Here is a 15,520-nt window from a genome sequence, read left to right as displayed (position 1 = left end):
CTTCGACGTCGGGCAGTTCGGGCATGGGCGATGTCGCCTCCCTCCCTCACGCGGCCCGTACGGTCGACGGGGCCGCCGTACCGCTGTCGTACCGATGCCGCGCCGCTGACGTACCGCTTCCTACCGCTGACCGAGTACCCGCGCCCCTCCGCATCAATGGCGTTCCGCCCGTCGGGGGCTTCATCCTGGAAAAGGGGCGGACGACGGAGAGGGCGGTATGGACTGGCGCAGGTTCGCCGAGGAGATGGCGACGTTGGCGCGCGATCTTCTGGCGCAGGACTCGGTGGACGCCACGCTGCGGCGGATCACGCGCGCGGCCACCCAGTTGGTCGAGGGCTGTGACGCGTCCGGCATCCTGACCCTGCGCGACGGCCGGGTCGACACGCTGGCGGCCACCGAGGACCTCGTCAACGAACTCGACCGTCTCCAGGAGCACCTCGGTCAGGGCCCGTGCTACGACGCGGCCCGCAGCTCGGTGGGTGAGCGGGTCTTCCGTATCCCGGACTTCACCGAGGAGGAGCCCCGCTGGCCGGAGTATGTGCCCCAGGCCCGTAAGCGGGGGCTGGGCAGCATGATGGGCTTCCTGCTGTACACCGAGGACGAGGATCTCGGCGCGCTGAACCTGTACTCCCGCCGCCCGGGCGCCTTCACGCCCGCCAGCGAGACGGCGGGCTGGCTGCTGGCCTCGCACGCGGCGGTCGCCTTCTCCAGCGCCCGCACCCACGCCCAGCTGGAGCAGGCGGTCTCCACCCGTCATGTGATCGGCGAGGCCATGGGCATCCTCATGGGCGGCCACCACCTCACCGAGGAACAGGCCTTCGACGTACTGCGCCGCTACTCGCAGGAGAACAACGTCAAGCTGCGCGAGGTGGCCCGTCTCGTCTGCGAACAGGGCCACCTGACCTGATGCCTGTGGGGGGGGGCGACGGCCCCCTGCCGCCGCGTCGCCCGGACACGGCGGCTCCCCTGGCACCACTGCCGAACCAGGGGGGCCTGAGCCGGGCCGACCCCCAGGGGTTCGCCGTCGGCCCGCCCTACAGGCCAGGTTTCCCGTCCTCGGCGGCACACACCCGCCCGCGCCACATTGCCGGGGCCTCGCGGTCCTCAGCCCCGTGGTTCGGGGAGCGCGGCCTCACCCCGCACCGTGTCGACGAGGGCCGTCGGGTCCCGGGGCAGGTCGTCGCCGCGCCAGGCGACATGGCCGTCGGGGCGGACCAGGACGAAGGAGCGCTCGTACAGCTTGGCTATCTCCGTGTCGTGGCCCTGGTGCACGGTCAGCGGTACGCCCCGTTCGGCGAACGCGTGCTCGAACGCGGGGAGGCCGTCGTGGCCGGTGAAGCGGAGGAGGACGAAGCCGTGGCCGAAGAGGTCGAGGGTGGAGGTGGTGGGGCGGCCGGGCCCCAGGTCCCACCAGGCGTGCGCGGCGCGGTGGCCCGGCTCGCTGCCGGGCCGCCAGTCGGGGTCCGGCCGGCCGTGGCGGATCGGTAGGTCCCGGTCGTCGATGATCGCCGGGGAGCGGTAGCGCAGCCCGAAGTGGATCTGCGGGGCGTCGAACTCCCGCCGGGCGCCGCTGTTCTCCAGCCGCTTCGCCATCGCGGCGCGGGCCCGCTCGCCCTCGGGGCCGTCGAGCTGGATCTCGGGCGGGACCTCCCGGTTCATGGTGCGCCGCAGATTGTCGTGGGCCTCGTTCAGGCTCTCCTCGGCGATCGGCCGGCGCTCGGTGTCATAGGTGTCGAGGAGGTGCCGTCCGGCCCAGCCGTCGAGCGTGGCGGCGAGTTTCCAGCCGAGGTCGGCGGCGTCGCCGATCCCGGTGTTGAGTCCGAAGCCGCCGGACGGCGACAGGGTGTGCGCGGCGTCGCCGGCGAGGAAGACGCGTCCGGCCCGGTAGCGGTCGGCGACCCGGTGGGTGAGGTGCCATTCGCTGTCGCCGAGCAGTTCCACCGGGGTGTCCAGGGCCAGGGCGTCCTTGATCAGGGCCAGGGCGTCGGGTCGGGCGCCGGAGTCGTCGGCGCCGGAGTCGTCGGCGCCGACGACCAGGTTGTACAGGTCGCTGCCGTTCAGCGAGCGCAGGGGAAAGCGCAGCGTGGACGACCGCATCAGGAAGTGGACCAGGGCGGCCCGGTCGCCGAGGCGTTCCTTCAGTCCGGGGGCGCGGAAGAGGACGTTGCGGAAGACCTGCGTACGGTGGCGGGCCGGAGCCTCGATGCCGCAGGCCCGGCGGATGGGCGAGGAGGCACCGTCGCAGGCGACCAGGTAACGGGCGCGGACGGTTCCGGTGGTGCCGGTGGCGTGGTCGGTGACGGTGGCGTCCACGTGGTCGTCGGTCTGCCGCACGCTGTCGACGGTGGTGCGCAGCCGCAGCGGGCCGTCGGGGTGGGCGCCCACGGCGCGGATCAGTACCGGGTTGAGCCAGTGGGCGGGGCAGATCTGGTCGGGTTCGGGGGTGTGGGCGAAGGCGGGGCGGTTCGCGGCCGTGCCCCGGTGGTAGCGGTGGATCTCGTGGCCGCCGACCTTGGTGACCCAGGCGATGTCCAGGGGGTGGTCGGCGGGCCAGCCGGCGTTCCGGATGGCGTCGGCGACGCCCCAGCGGCGGAACAGTTCCATCGAACGCGGGCCGATGGTACTGACCTTGGGGTGGCGGACCTCTCCGTCACCGGCGTCGGCGATCACGCAGTCGACGCCCCGGTAGGTCAGGTCCAGCGCCAGCGCCATCCCGACCGGGCCGCCGCCCACGATCAGCACATCGGTCCGCGCGTCAGCCCGCTCATCGGTCCGCTCACCGGAATGCGTCATCTCGTTCTTGCCTCTCCTCGTGGGTCCGTGCTCGGGATGCGTGGGCTCGCGGCCCGTGGGGCGGCGAGTGGGCTCGCGGCCCGTGGGGGGCGGGTGCCGGGAGGGCACTCGGCGGTGCCCTCCCGGCGTCTCAGCGCGTCAGGGTCAGGGGCGTTCGGCGGTGACCAGCAGGCAGCCGAAGTCGTCGACGCCCGCCAGGTCGGAGGGCTTGAAGGCGTCGTCGCCGAAGTCGAAGTTGCCCTCGTCCATGGCCACGGGCCGCTCCTCCACGGCCGCGAGCTTGCCGATCTCGTCGGCGAGGCGCAGCGTGGTCTGCTCGGTGACGTCGAGGATCTCGCGCAGGCGCAGACCGGAGCGGTGCAGCAGGGCGACGTAGTCGTCGATGTCCGCCGTGGTCGACATCAGGTCGCGGCAGAACTTGTCGATGCCGGGGTGCCGTACCGCCTTGCGCGGGTGGCGTTCGAAGATGTCGGTGAGGACGATCCGGCCGCCGGGGCGCAGTACCCGGCACACCTCGGTGAACACCTGCTGCCGGTCGGGCATGTGGCAGATCGACTCCAGGGCCATCACGGCGTCGAACGAGGCGTCGGCGAAGGGCAGTTTCATCGCGTCGCCGTGCTGGAAGACGGCACGGCCCGCGACCCCGGCCTCGGCGGCCAGCCGGTTGGCGGTCCTGATCTGCTCCTCGCTGATGCTGATACCGGTGACCCGCGCCCCGGTGTGCGTCACGACCCGGAGGCCGGGCCCGCCCACGCCGCAGCCGAGGTCGAGGACGTGGGAGCCGGCGTCCGCCTTCATGCGCGCGATGAACACATCGGTGAGCCGGTCCATCGCCTCCTCGATGGTGGCCTCGGAGTCCGGGGTGTCCCAGTAGCCGATATGCACATTGGGGTTGAACGTGCCGTCGTTCATCGCGCTCAGCGTCAGCCGGTCGTACAGCTCACCGACGGCTTCCGGCACGGGCAGGGTCTGGGTGGAGTCGGTCATGGGAACGGCCTTTCGGATCGGTCGACAGGTGAACAAGGAAGTGGTCAAGGGGTGTTGGGGCCCCCGCCATGGGCCCGGCCGGTGCCGGCCCACGCCATGGGCCTCGCAGGTGCCGGCCTACGCCCCGGGCCTCGTCGTCGGGACGAGTCCGCGCTCGATCTCCTGGCAGCGGGCGAAGTCCGGCAGCAGGCCCTGCTCCCGCGCCTCGGCGAGGGTGACGGCCGCGCGGTCGCGCTCGGAGAGGATCGGGTCGATGTCCGTGGGGATCGGCAGCCCGAGGACCTGATCGAGGACGGACAGGGAGAGTTCGTGCTCGGCGACATAGCTCTCGGAGAGCATGTACGACATGACGGTGTCGTCCTCCAGCGCCACGAACGCATGGCCGACCCCGACGGGGATATAGCTGGCCCGATGCTCCCGCTGGTCCATCAGCACCGCGTCCCAGCGGCCGAAGGTGGGCGAGCCGACCCTGATGTCGACGACGATGTCCAGGGCCCGGCCCCGGGCGCAGTGGACGTACTTGGCGGTGCCGGGCGGTGTCACCGTGTAGTGGACACCGCGTACGACACCGCGCCGGGACACGCTGTGGTTGGTCTGCGCGACGGGGAAGAGCGGGGCGCCGTGGGCCTCGGTGAACGCGGCCTCCTGGTACGGCGAGACGAACCTGCCCCTGTCGTCGGGGAAGACGCGCGGGGTGAACTCGATGGCTCCCTCGACGGTGAGCGGGCGTGCTTTCACTTCTGCTCCAGTGACTCGGTGAACGACTCGGTGGGAGAGCGGAGTTGACGGGGCGTCACAGCGTGGCGAGCACCTCGCGTACGGCGTGGATGACCTTGTCCTGGAGGTCGGGAGCGAGCGAGGGGTACATCGGCAGCGAGAAGATCTCGCCGGCCAGCGCCTCGGTGACCGGGAGCGAGCCCTTGGCGTAGCCGAGGTGGGCGAAGCCCGTCATGGTGTGGACCGGCCACGGATAGCTGATGTTGAGGTGGATGTCGTAGGCCTTGAGGCGCTCGATGATGGTGTCGCGGCGGGGGTGGCGGACGACGTACACGTAGTACACGTGCTCGTTGCCGGGGACGGTGCGCGGCAAGACGAGGCCGGTGTCGGCGAGGCCGTCGGCGTAGCGCCGGGCGACGGCGCGGCGGCCCGCGATGTAGGTGTCGAGGCGCCCCAGTTTGCGGCGGAGGATCTCGGCGTGGAGTTCGTCGAGACGGCTGTTGTGGGCGGGGGTCTCAAGGGTGTGGTAGCGGTCGTCCATGCCGTAGTAGCGCAGGCGCCGCAGGCGTTCGGCGACGGAGGCGTCGCGGGTGAGGGTGGCGCCGCCGTCGCCGTAGGCGCCGAGGACCTTGGTCGGGTAGAAGGAGAAAGCGGCCACGTCACCGGTGGTGCCGGCCATGGTGTCGCCCTGGCGGGCGCCGTGGGCCTGGGCGCAGTCCTCCAGGACGGCCAGCCCGTGCCGGTCGGCGATCGCCTTCAGCGGGGCCATGTCGACGCACTGGCCGTACAGATGGACCGGGAGGAGGCAGCGGGTGCGTTCGGTGAGCGCCGCCTCGATCCGGTCGGTGTCCATGAGGAAGTCGTCCTCGCGGACGTCGACGAAGACGGGGGTGGCGCCGGTGGAGTCGATGGCGACGACGGTGGGGGCGGCGGTGTTGGAGACCGTGATCACCTCGTCGCCCGGGCCGATGCCGAGCGCCTGGAGACCGAGTTTGATCGCGTTCGTTCCGTTGTCGACGCCCACGCAGTGGTCCACTCCGTGGTAGGCGGCGAACTCCTCCTCGAAGCCGCGCACACTCGCGCCGAGCACCAACTGGCCCGAGTCGAAGACCGTTTCGACGGCGTCGAGGATGTCCGCCCGCTCGGCCCGGTACTCCGCCAGGTAGTCCCATACACGCGTGGTCATCGTCCAGCCTTTCCAGTACTGCGGCGCACGGCCGTACGCCTTTCGGTGGGTGGGGGTCGGGGGCGCCGCCGTCACCGGCTCTCGGCCCGCTCCCGGGCCAGGGCGGTGATCGTGCGGCGCACTCCCTCGGGCAGGGAGATCCGGGGCCGCCAGCCGGTGGCCGCGCGGAACGCGGAGGAGTCGAGGGTGACGCTGCGGAAGTCGGTCACGGGGGCGTGCGCGGGCGGTTCGACGGAGACCACGTCGACCGGGGGCCGCCCCAGGGCATCGGCCGTGGTGAGCGCGATCAGCCGGAAGACGTCGCCGAGCGCGTCGCCCCGGCCCGCGCCGATCAGCCAGTGGCCGCCGACGAGGGCGTCCGGGTGGTCGAGGGCGGCCGTGAACGCCGCCGCGACATCGTCGACATGGACCAGGTCGCGGCGCACGGTGCCGTCGTGCCACATGGTGAGCGTCCGCCCGTCGAGGGCCCGCCGCGCCATGGCCGACACGACGCCCCGGTCACCGGCGCCGGGTGCCGTGCTCTCGCCGAACACGGTGGGCAGCCGCAGACCGATGCCGCGTACCCGGCCCTCTGCGGTGGCCTTGAGCAGGAGGTGTTCGGCGGCCAGTTTCTGCCGGTCGTAGGCGGTCTCGGGGCGGTCGGGTTCGCTGCCGTCGAGCGGTTCCCGGGGCGGCACCCCGACCTGCGAGGCCGCACCGGCGTACACCACCAGCGGGGGTGTTCCGTCGGCGGGCACGGGACGCGGTACGTCGACGAGGTCGCGCATGACGCCGACGTTGACGCGCTCGGCCCCGGGGTCGGACTCGGCGGCCCGCCAGCCGCCCTCCCCCAGCAGCAGATGGATCACCGCGTCAGAGCCCTCGACCGCCTCGGCGAGCGCTGCCCGGTCGGTGAGATCGGCGGTGACGACAGCGGTCTCGGCCGCGCCCGGGGCGGGTGCGCAGGGCCGTCGGGACACGAGCCGGAGCCGGACGGGCCGGGCCGCCAGCGCACGGCTGACGGCCGAGCCGACGAAGCCCGAGGCACCGAGCACGGTGATCAGCGGGGTGTCCCTCATGTCGCTGTCCTCCTCCATGTCACTGCCCTCCTCGCGGCCGGGCCGCCGTTGCGTTGATGCAGGCCAGCAGCGTGCGGGCCTCGACGTTCAGGTAGTGGCCGTGCCGGGTGAGCGCCCTGAGCTGGCCCGGGGTGGCCCAGGTGTAGCCGGGCGGCGGATCGAGCGGGACCTCGTCGGCGTCGACCAGGAGATAGCGGCTCCTGGCGTTGAGGAAGCGTCCGCCCTCCTCGGAGTGGACGGCCTGGTAGCGGATGCGTTCGGGCGGGGCGTCGAGGACGGTGTCGAGGAACGGCGGGCGGTACTCCGGGGGCAGATGGGCGTGGTTGCCGGGTGTGCACTGCACGGTCGGGGCCAGCTCGACGGTGTCCAGGAAGCCGCCCTCGGCCCGGGCGTGGACCAGGACATGGGGTACGCCGTCGATCTCGCGTACGAGAAACGCGGTGATCCCCAGACCGACGGGTTCGAGCAACGGCTGGTCCCAGGCGACCACTTCGCGGTTGCCGGCCCTCACGGAGACGGCGACGACCTTGAAGTAGCGGCCGTCCTCGTGCTCGATCGCCTCGACGCCCCGCTTCCAGCCGCGCACGGAGGCGAGCGGGACGCGCTCCACGCGTATGTCGTGCCGGGAGCGCTCTCCGGTGAACCAGGACAGGAGTTGGGTGTCGGACAGCAGCGCTCCGGGGGTGGTGTCCCGGTACGGCACGCACGACAGCACGGTCCTGGCGTTCATGTTGACCAGGTCGTCCTCGTGGAGCAGTTCGGCGATCTGGCCGAGGGTGAGCCAGCGGAAGTCGTCCAGTTCGGGTACGTCGTCGACGGTCTCGACGATCATGTTGCGGTTGGACTTGCGGTAGAACCACGAGCCCTGCTCGGACTGGAGGACGTCGACGAGGACCCGGTCGGGGTCGGGCCGGAAGAAGTGGTCGATGAGCTTGACGTCCGTGCCCCGGTGGGCCCGTGTGTAGTTGCTGCGGGTGGCCTGCACGGTCGGGGAGAGCTGGAGCGGATGGGGGTTGCCCGGCTCCATCTTGGCCTGCATCAGGAAGTGCAGCACTCCGTCGAACTCCTTGGCGAGGATGCCGAGGATGCCCACTTCGGGCTGGCGGACGACCGGCTGCTGCCACTCCCGGTACGGGCCGTCACCCGAGGGTCCGTCCGACTCGACGACATGCATGCCCTCGACGGTGAAGAACCGCCCGCTGCGGTGCACGAGATTGCCGGTGCCCTCCTCGAACCGCCACTGCCGAAGCTCCGCGAACGGTATCCGCGCCACCTCGAACACATGCGCGCGGCGCCGCTCGGCCAGCCAGGCACGCACCTCTTCGGTCCGCGACCGGGCTCCGGTCGCGGTCGCGGCGGACAGGGCGACACGATCGGCCGTCGCACGGTCCTCACGCGGGCGTACGACGGTGGCGCGGGCGAGCGCTGGGCCGACCCCAGAAGCCATCACAGGTCTCCCCGTCCGGTCAGGACCGCTGCGCGGTGATCAGGACATAACCGGTGTGCGGATGCCCGCCGAAGGCCTCCATCAGGTCGGCCGCCGCGTTCATCCGCCGTGCCGCCCCGGCGTCGAGAGCCCCGGCGAGGCCCCGGAACGCGGCGGCGGCGTGCCCGTAGCTGGCCCGGACCCGCTCACCGATGTCGGTCAGCTCCAGCAGCTCCCAGCCCGCCTCGGCCAGCCGCGCGCGATGCTCGTCGGGGGTGTTGATCCCGGCGATCTCGTACATCCGCAGCATCCCGTCGAGTACGGCCTTGTCGTCGCCGGTGAACGGCTGACGCTGACACAGATCGGCGATGACGAGCCGGCCACCGGGGCGGACGACACGGTGGATCTCCTTGAGCGCGGGCGTCTGGTCGGGCAGGTGCAGCAGCGACTCGATGGCGAAGGCGCCGTCGAAGGCGGCGTCCTCGAAGGGGAGGTCCATGGCGTCCGCCAGCCGGAAGGAGACCCGGCCCCCGGCGTCGGACCCCACCGCCCGCTCGGCCGCCTCGGTGACCTGCTGCTGGCTGACGGTGATCCCGGTGACCCGTACGTCGTGCGCCCCGGCGATCCTGAGGGCCGGTACGCCGATGCCGCAGCCGACGTCCAGCAGTTGCCGGTCCGGGCGGAGCGCGAGGCGCTCGGCGACGAGGTCGGTGAGCCGGTCGGTGGCCTCGGCGATCGGCACCTCGGGGTCGTCGTCCCAGTACCCCACATGGATGTTGCCGCCCATGGCGGTGCCGGCGCCCGCGTCGGCGAACTGGTCGTACACCTCACCGACCGAGTCGGCGGTGGTGTCGGGCTGCTGCGTCATGGCTGTGCCTTCCTGCTTGAACGAAGGGGGTCACGCGGGGTCGGGCAGGTCGAGGAGGAGTCGGGTCGGGCCGTGGAAGACCATGTCGTCGGCGTACTCGGCCTCGTGGGCGCCTCGGCCGAGGGCGGGGATGCCGTCCAGCAGGGCCCTCAGGCCGATCTCGGCCTCGGCGCGGGCCAGGGTCGCGCCGAGGCAGTAGTGGATGCCGAGGCCGAAGCCCAGCTGCCGGTCGGCGGTGCGGTGGACGTCCAGGACGTCGGGGGCCGGGAAGCGCGCCGGGTCCCGGTTCGCCGAGCCCAGCAGGGCGACCACGCGGCTGCCGCGCGGGATGTCGTGGCCGCCGAGCCGGGTGTCCTCGTACGCCCAGCGCGTCACCGCCTGGACGGGCGGGTCGTACCGCATCAGCTCCTCGACGGCGGCCGGCGTCGACTCCGGTGTGGTGCGCAGCTCTTCGAGGATGTCGGGGTGGGCGCGCAGGGTGAGGACGGCCTTGGCGAGGAAGTTGGTGGTGGTCTCGTGGCCGGCGGTGAGCAGATGGACGCAGGTGCCGACGACGCCGTCCACGCTCAGCGGCGATCCGGTGTCCCGGGCGCGGACGAGGAGGGTGAGCAGATCGTCGCGGTCGTCGCCGCCGCGCCGGTCCACCTCGCGCCGGAAGTAACGGGTGAACTCCCGTGACGCCGCCTCGGCGCGTGCGTAGCCTTCGCCGCCGCGCGACCGGGTGGTGCTGGCCTCCTGGAGGGCCACCGCGTTGGCGCGCAGCCAGGTGTGGTCCTCCGCGGGGATGCCGAGCAGTTCCGAGATGACGAGGATCGGGAAGGGCGCCGCGAAGCCCTCGACGAGATCGGGTCGGCGGTGTGCTCGGAGCTGGTCCAGGAGTTCGTGCGCGAGTTCGGTGATGCGGGGGCGCAGACCGGTGACGATCGAGGGGGAGAACTCGGTGGTGAGCAGGGACCGCAGTTCGGTGTGGCGCGGGGGGTCGAGGAAGACCAGCCAGTTCTCGACGATGGTCCGCAGCGCCTCGTGCTCGGCCGGGATCGGGACGGGCGCGGTGTCGGAGCCGGTGTCGCCGGAGGCCACGCGGGCGTTGCGGCCGAACCGCCGGTTGGACAGCACGCGGACCACGTCGTCGTAGGTGAACACGTAGTAGGTGTCCGGTTTTCCGGGCCCCGACGAGGTGCGATGGACCGGTGCGGCCTCCCGGTAGCGCCGGTACACCGGGTAGGGGTGGGCGATGTCCTCCTTGTCCCAGCCCATGAGGTCGAACCGCGGCAGCGTCGCGGATGGCATGCGTCTCCTTCGGTTCCTTCGGTCGGAAGTGCTCGGCCGCACCGGCGGCTCGGCCGTCGAATGCGATCGGCCGCTAGCGGCTCGGTGGGCGGAAGTGGTCGGCCCAGAAGGCGCTCATCTCCCCCACCCGGGTGGGGACGACGGGATGCTTGGCGCATTCCGCCGCGAGGTCGTCGAGGCGGCGGGCGATACCGCGTCGGGCCACGTCGGGCCGGGCCACGGGCGCGGGCCGCTCGGGCAGTTCGAACGACGGTCCGGCGGTCATGCCCCGGCGCCCCGACGGCATGGTGACGAGCAGTTCCGCGAGCGGCCGCATCAGCCCCGTCATCATGTCGATCGCCCCGTTCATCAGGTCCGACCGCCGCAGACTGGCGTCCGGGCACTCACCGAAGTGCTGGGCCATCAGCTGCAACGCCATGAAGTAGGCGCGGTTGAACAGCTCCATGACGGCGCGGGCGTCGGGGTCGGTGACCGTCTCCATCGCCGGGTTCCCGTGCCCGAGCGTGGGGTTCCGTACGACGGGGTAGGCCGGGTTCCAGCGTTCGCCGCCCGGCCGTCCGCCGATGGTCGGGGCGCTGCGCAGCAGGTCGGAGATGCGCAGGAACGCGTGGTAGTGGGACGTCTCGTCGGTGCGCGGGTCGAGGACCCCGCCCTCGCCCTGCTCGGTGATGACGTCGATCGCGAACAACGCGCTCGCGAGATCGTCGACTTCGAGCTGGTAGTCGGGGTGACGCCGGTTGAGGGACTCCCGCAGGAAGAGATGGTGTTCGCCGCCTCCCCTGCCCTTGTCCACCAGGAAGAGGTCCGGGACGCATCCCAGCCCCTCCCGGATGTCCGCGTACAGCTCGCTCAGCGAGGCGTACGGGTGCCGCTCGTCGTACGCGGCGGGGGTCGCCGGACCGCCGTCGCCGCGCCGTACGTCGTCGACCAGGTCCTCGGGCCGTTCGATCTGGACGAACCGCTCCACGCTGCCGGGGCCCAGCCGCTCCAGGGCGAAGTCCAGCGGGACGGCCAGCTCGTGGTTGACGGTGCCGAAGTCGATCCGGGGCGCGTGGAAGGGTTCGCCCACCGCCATGAGGATGTTGTTGACGAGGAGGAAGTGGATCATCTCCTCGCGGGCGATGTTCAGCAGCATGCTGCGGATGCTCTCGTCGAGGGTCTCCCCGCCGTCGCCGCAGGCGAGCCGCACCTGTTCGGGCGTCCACAGGCCCCGTCGTACGTACTCCGCGCCGGCGCCGTGGGTGGGTACCGAGTAGGCGGCGTACAAGTACTGGAGCATCACGGCGAGTTCGATCGCGGCGGCGTCGCGCAGCACCTCGACGAGTCGGCCGCGTGTGGTGATCCTCCGGCCGCCGCGCCCGGCCACCCCTGGCACCGTCATCAGTACCTCGTCGGGCTTCTGCTGGGCCCGCAGGTACGTCAGCAGGAGTCGGGCCTTGGGTTCGGACAACTCCCGGGTGGGCGGCATATAGTACGTCTTCGCCTTGTTGCGCGGGTCGCACATCTGCCAGATCAGCTTGGCGTACGTCTCCACCTTGCAGCGGTCCGCGAGGCTGAAGACCTCGGCCTTCATGAACGAGTGGACGTGCTCGTAGTAGGCGAAGACCTCCCGGTAGACCAGGTCGAAGGTCACCTCGTCCGCGCCGATGCCGGCCAGCCGCCAGTCGTCGGGCAGTACCCGCACCGACAGATATCCGGCGCCGGACCAGTAGCCGAGGGTGTCGTCCTGGTCGTGGGCGAGGGCGGCGGAGCCCGGCGCGTCCGGGTCGCACGGCAGGTCGTCGGGTCCGGTGGACAGCAGGACCCGGGCGGTACCGGCCGCAGCGCCCCGCAGGGTGAGCCGGCCCCGGCCGTCGTCGTCCGTGCCCAGGCGGCAACCACTCGCCCATGGCCCGTCGTCGCCCCGTCGTCCCGCCCGCACCCGGACGATGTCCACGTCGGACGCTCGGGCCGCCGGGTCGCTCGCGATCGGATCGCGGGGAAGCGCCCGGGGGTTGAAGAACTGCCGTACGCCGATGTCGTCGACGGCGGCCGGGCGGCCCCGTACGAAGGACCGGACGAGCACCTCGACGTCGTACTCCGCGTCGGCCGTGTCCCGGGGGTGCTCCAGGACGAGGGAGGCGTCGTCGGCCTGGACGTTGATCTCCTTCTCCCGCAGGTGGACCACCGGGCCGTCCGGGCCGGTGCCCACCAGGTGCAGCGCCTCCTCGGCGGCCTCGTGCGCGGGCATCTCGACGGGCACGGTGACCAGCCCGCCGGCCAGCGCGTACGCCTCCCCGAGGTAGGCGTGCCGGGGCACCCGGGCGACCAGCCGATCGGAGTTCGCCGTGCGCAGTTCGAGGTCGCCGAGGTCGAGCGGTGCGAACTCGGGTCCCAACCGTCCGGATGTGGGCAGCGCGGTGATCATGTTGAACGTGACGTGCTCGTCCGTCAGTTGGACGGTGGCGTTGTGCGGCCCACGGGTCGCCCGGTGTGCCGCTTCCGTACCCTCGGTCGCCCGGCGGCCCGGCACCAGCAGCCGTCCCGCCGGGTAGGTGCGGGGCTCGTGCGGGCGCCAGGGGGCGATGGTTCCGCGCAGTCGCCAACGGCCAGGGCGGTCGGGGGACTCGGGGGCGGCCGGGGGACTGAGCGCGAACTGTACGACGAGACCGCCGAACCCCTCCGTGGCCACCGTGTCCCGCAGTCGCCGTACGGCCGGTGAGAGGTCCGCCCCGTCGAACCAGGTCAGTTCGTCGTCCTCGGGCACGACGAACTGGTGGACCACGGACCGGCGCAGACATCGCGCCGGCCAGTGCCCTTCGGCTTCGCCGAGATCTCCGGCATGACCGGCGTTGTGCCACCTCGGCGGGTGGAAGCCCTGGACGGCGCCGGTGGCCATGTAGCCGATGTCGTGGGAGCGGCCGTCGCGTCCGAAGGCGAACTGTCCGACCATGAGGGTCGTGGTCCACTCGGAGGCCGGGTCGAGGTCGAAGACGCGGGCGCGGTTGACGGTGGTGGCGAGGTACGCGTTGTAGTGCCCCCACATGTCGACTCCCCGTCCGACCACGGGGTCGGCGGTGTCGGGTTCGCCCGCCCGGCACTCGACGCCGACGATCCGGGCGTCGACGGCGAAGTGTCCGTTGCCCGCGAAGTCCTCGCCCTTGGCCGCGCTGAAGGGCCCGTCGGGCGCCGGGCGCCCGGTCGCGTCGTAGCGGGGGCCGAGCCGGTCGAGGTGGTCGTGGTACTCGGCGGGCGGCCGGTGGGCCGGGAAGGGCCGGCCGTCGGCGGTGAGGGCCGTGTTGGTGGCCAGGTCGACGAGGCCGCTGCGGGCGCCCGTGGGCAGATGGGTGGTGGCCGTGCCGGCGAAGTGCAGCCGGGGCAGGTCGAAGACGCTCACGCCGACCGGTCCGAGCGGCTGGGACGGGAGGCGGCGAAGACCCGGCTGGCGCGCGGCTCGTACCACTCGATCTCGTGGGCGGCGTCGATCGCGGACTCGATGGCGCCCTCGATCCAGGCGGGCTTGGACGAGCAGTGCTCGCCGGCGAAGAAGAGGCCCTTCTGCGGTCGGGCGGCCTCGCGTCGCTCGGCCTCGCGGAGCGCGGCTTCCTGGCCCCAGCGAACGGTGGCGGCGCCCCAGGACCATCGGCGGGCGCCCCAGGCCCGGCCCGCGACGGAGAGGACCATGCCGGGCCTGCGCAACTCGGGGTGCATCACGCTGAGTTCCTTGGTGATCAGGGCATCGCGTTCGGCCTCGCTCAGCCGGGCGAGGGCCTCGGCGTCCGGGCCGATGGTGTAGCTGGCGAGGAGGACCGCGCCGAGGGCGGGGTCGCCGTCGGCGGGCGGGTAGTAGGTCTGGCGGACATGGCCGCCGGTGAAGGAGGCGCCCCCGCTGATGCCGTCCTTCTCCCAGAAGGGCTCACGGCAGTGGAAGGCGATCTTCGTCGCAGGCCAGTACTTGGTCTGGTGGACGATGTCCAGCTTGTCCTGGTCGAAGCCGGTGAGCCGTATCTTCCGCAGGACGGTGAACGGGATGGTGCACACGACGTAGTCGCAGGTCCTGGTGACCGTCCTGAGGCCCTGTCGGACGGTCAGGGTCACGGTGTCGTCGTGTACGTCGATGCCGATGACCTCCTGGCCCAGGGAGATCTTCCCCCGGATACGGGAGGCGAGCCGGCGGGGCAGTTCGTCCATGCCGTCCCTGAGCCGCACGATGCTGGAGCTGGTCTCGTCCAGCACGTCGTCGAGGAAGCGTTCGAGCCGGGGCGGGCAGGACGCCCGTACACGGGGGTGGTCGGCGAACAGGGCGTGCAGATCGATCCTGTTGCGGGCGGTGCCGCAGCGATAGGGCGTCAGATCGATGTCGTCGACGAGGTTCAGCAGTTCCACACCGATGTCGTTGTGCGGTCCGTCGTAGAACTGGCGTGGGGCGATGGCCCGGATACTGGCGTCCAGCCAGGCGCCGAACAGCAGGGTGTCCTCGCGGTAATGGGCGCTCGGCAGTCCGGTGGCGAATTCGTCGACCAGGGTGTCGTGTGCCTCGCGGACCCGGAGGTATCCGGCGGAACTCGGCAGATAGGCGGCGTCGTCGGAGAACAGCGTCCGGAATTCCCGCACTTGGTTCTGCAGTCCGAGTTCGGCGATGTAGTGCATGGTCAGCCGGTGTCCGGCGGGGATGCGCATCGCGCCCAGTTCGGCGAACGGGCCGGGCCGGCCGGCGTCGGAGAAGCGGTGGGTGTGGATGCGGCCGCCTATCTCATGGCTGCCTTCGATGATCTGGACGTGGTGTCCGAGGCGTTCCAGTTCATAGGCCGTCACCAGACCGGCGATACCGGCGCCGATGACGGTGACCTGCTTCGGTCCGCCGATGGCGTCGTCCGGCCCGTCACTGTCCTGCAAGGGTGCCGTCACAGGTTTCCTCCAGTACGCGAAATCCAAGGGCCGGGGTCCAGGGGCCGGGGCATGTGCGGGATGAACCGGGGCATGTGCGGGATGAACGCGGTGCCTTTCCCGAAATCCGGCTCAGGGCGATGCCGGGATCGCTCAACGGCAATTCTTCGTAGGGCGGACCCGCGTCCGTATCCCCCGGCGGACCTGCGCGTGAATGGTTCGAGGGGCCGTCCGCCGTGGTGATCGGGGCGGCTCGGCGGCGTCATCCTGCGCGAGTGCGCGGGGTTTTCCCCGAGGCGCCGTTCAGACCCTCCGGCGAGGTGATGCTG

The 15,520-nt window shown here is 71.7% G+C and carries 11 protein-coding genes; 1 reads left to right on the top strand and 10 read right to left on the bottom strand.

What is annotated here, in order from left to right; translation table 11 throughout:
* The first annotated feature begins 217 nt into the window (after nucleotides 1-217).
* Entirely contained in the window at nucleotides 218-907 is a 690-nt protein-coding gene (locus tag ACWD4G_RS10550; protein WP_451292253.1) for a GAF and ANTAR domain-containing protein, read from the top strand.
* 197 nt (nucleotides 908-1,104) lie between these two features.
* On the opposite strand, the gene ACWD4G_RS10545 is transcribed toward ACWD4G_RS10550, so the two are convergent.
* From ACWD4G_RS10545 to ACWD4G_RS10500, 10 genes are all read right to left on the bottom strand, one after another.
* Nucleotides 1,105-2,793 (bottom strand): FAD-dependent monooxygenase, encoded by a 1,689-nt coding sequence (locus ACWD4G_RS10545; RefSeq protein WP_451292251.1) that lies wholly within the window; start codon nucleotides 2,791-2,793, stop codon nucleotides 1,105-1,107.
* 144 nt (nucleotides 2,794-2,937) lie between these two features.
* A complete protein-coding gene (gene staMB / locus ACWD4G_RS10540; protein WP_451292249.1) occupies nucleotides 2,938-3,780 on the bottom strand; it encodes a 3'-O-demethyl-staurosporine methyltransferase StaMB in 843 nt (280 codons plus the stop codon).
* A gap of 117 nt (nucleotides 3,781-3,897) precedes the next feature.
* The gene (locus tag ACWD4G_RS10535) at nucleotides 3,898-4,518 is read right to left on the bottom strand and encodes a dTDP-4-dehydrorhamnose 3,5-epimerase family protein (protein WP_451292247.1); all 621 of its coding nucleotides are present in this window, start codon (nucleotides 4,516-4,518) and stop codon (nucleotides 3,898-3,900) included.
* A 55-nt stretch (nucleotides 4,519-4,573) separates the two neighbouring features.
* Nucleotides 4,574-5,683, bottom strand: coding sequence for a DegT/DnrJ/EryC1/StrS family aminotransferase (locus ACWD4G_RS10530; protein WP_451292245.1), 1,110 nt, complete (start codon nucleotides 5,681-5,683; stop codon nucleotides 4,574-4,576).
* Between the two features lie 71 nt (nucleotides 5,684-5,754).
* Entirely contained in the window at nucleotides 5,755-6,759 is a 1,005-nt protein-coding gene (locus ACWD4G_RS10525; RefSeq protein ID WP_451292243.1) for an NAD-dependent epimerase/dehydratase family protein, read from the bottom strand.
* A 1-nt stretch (nucleotide 6,760) separates the two neighbouring features.
* Entirely contained in the window at nucleotides 6,761-8,188 is a 1,428-nt protein-coding gene (locus tag ACWD4G_RS10520) for an NDP-hexose 2,3-dehydratase family protein (RefSeq protein ID WP_451292242.1), read from the bottom strand.
* 19 nt (nucleotides 8,189-8,207) lie between these two features.
* Complete coding sequence (locus ACWD4G_RS10515) at nucleotides 8,208-9,035, bottom strand: methyltransferase domain-containing protein (protein ID WP_451292240.1); 828 nt, start codon at nucleotides 9,033-9,035, stop codon at nucleotides 8,208-8,210.
* A 30-nt stretch (nucleotides 9,036-9,065) separates the two neighbouring features.
* The gene (locus ACWD4G_RS10510; RefSeq protein ID WP_451292238.1) at nucleotides 9,066-10,325 is read right to left on the bottom strand and encodes a cytochrome P450; all 1,260 of its coding nucleotides are present in this window, start codon (nucleotides 10,323-10,325) and stop codon (nucleotides 9,066-9,068) included.
* Between the two features lie 73 nt (nucleotides 10,326-10,398).
* Nucleotides 10,399-13,701: a ferritin-like domain-containing protein gene (locus ACWD4G_RS10505; RefSeq protein ID WP_451292236.1), complete on the bottom strand. Its 3,303-nt coding sequence runs from the start codon at nucleotides 13,699-13,701 to the stop codon at nucleotides 10,399-10,401.
* Complete coding sequence (locus ACWD4G_RS10500) at nucleotides 13,698-15,212, bottom strand: flavin monoamine oxidase family protein (RefSeq protein WP_451292234.1); 1,515 nt, start codon at nucleotides 15,210-15,212, stop codon at nucleotides 13,698-13,700. The genes ACWD4G_RS10505 and ACWD4G_RS10500 overlap by 4 nt, the downstream gene beginning before the upstream one ends.
* Between the last annotated feature and the right edge of the window lie 308 nt (nucleotides 15,213-15,520).

The sequence above is a fragment of the Streptomyces sp. NPDC002643 genome, assembly GCF_053592555.1.
Note: the sequence above shows the minus strand (reverse complement) of the source record. Positions and strands in the feature narration are given on the sequence as shown.

Coding starts and splice junctions, on each gene's coding strand:
- ACWD4G_RS10545 (WP_451292251.1), bottom strand. CDS start 2,793: ATGACGCATTCCGGTGAGCGGACCGATGAGCGGGCTGACGCGCGGACC.
- ACWD4G_RS10520 (WP_451292242.1), bottom strand. CDS start 8,188: ATGGCTTCTGGGGTCGGCCCAGCGCTCGCCCGCGCCACCGTCGTACGC.
- staMB (WP_451292249.1), bottom strand. CDS start 3,780: ATGACCGACTCCACCCAGACCCTGCCCGTGCCGGAAGCCGTCGGTGAG.
- ACWD4G_RS10510 (WP_451292238.1), bottom strand. CDS start 10,325: ATGCCATCCGCGACGCTGCCGCGGTTCGACCTCATGGGCTGGGACAAG.
- ACWD4G_RS10530 (WP_451292245.1), bottom strand. CDS start 5,683: ATGACCACGCGTGTATGGGACTACCTGGCGGAGTACCGGGCCGAGCGG.
- ACWD4G_RS10525 (WP_451292243.1), bottom strand. CDS start 6,759: ATGGAGGAGGACAGCGACATGAGGGACACCCCGCTGATCACCGTGCTC.
- ACWD4G_RS10515 (WP_451292240.1), bottom strand. CDS start 9,035: ATGACGCAGCAGCCCGACACCACCGCCGACTCGGTCGGTGAGGTGTAC.
- ACWD4G_RS10550 (WP_451292253.1), top strand. CDS start 218: ATGGACTGGCGCAGGTTCGCCGAGGAGATGGCGACGTTGGCGCGCGAT.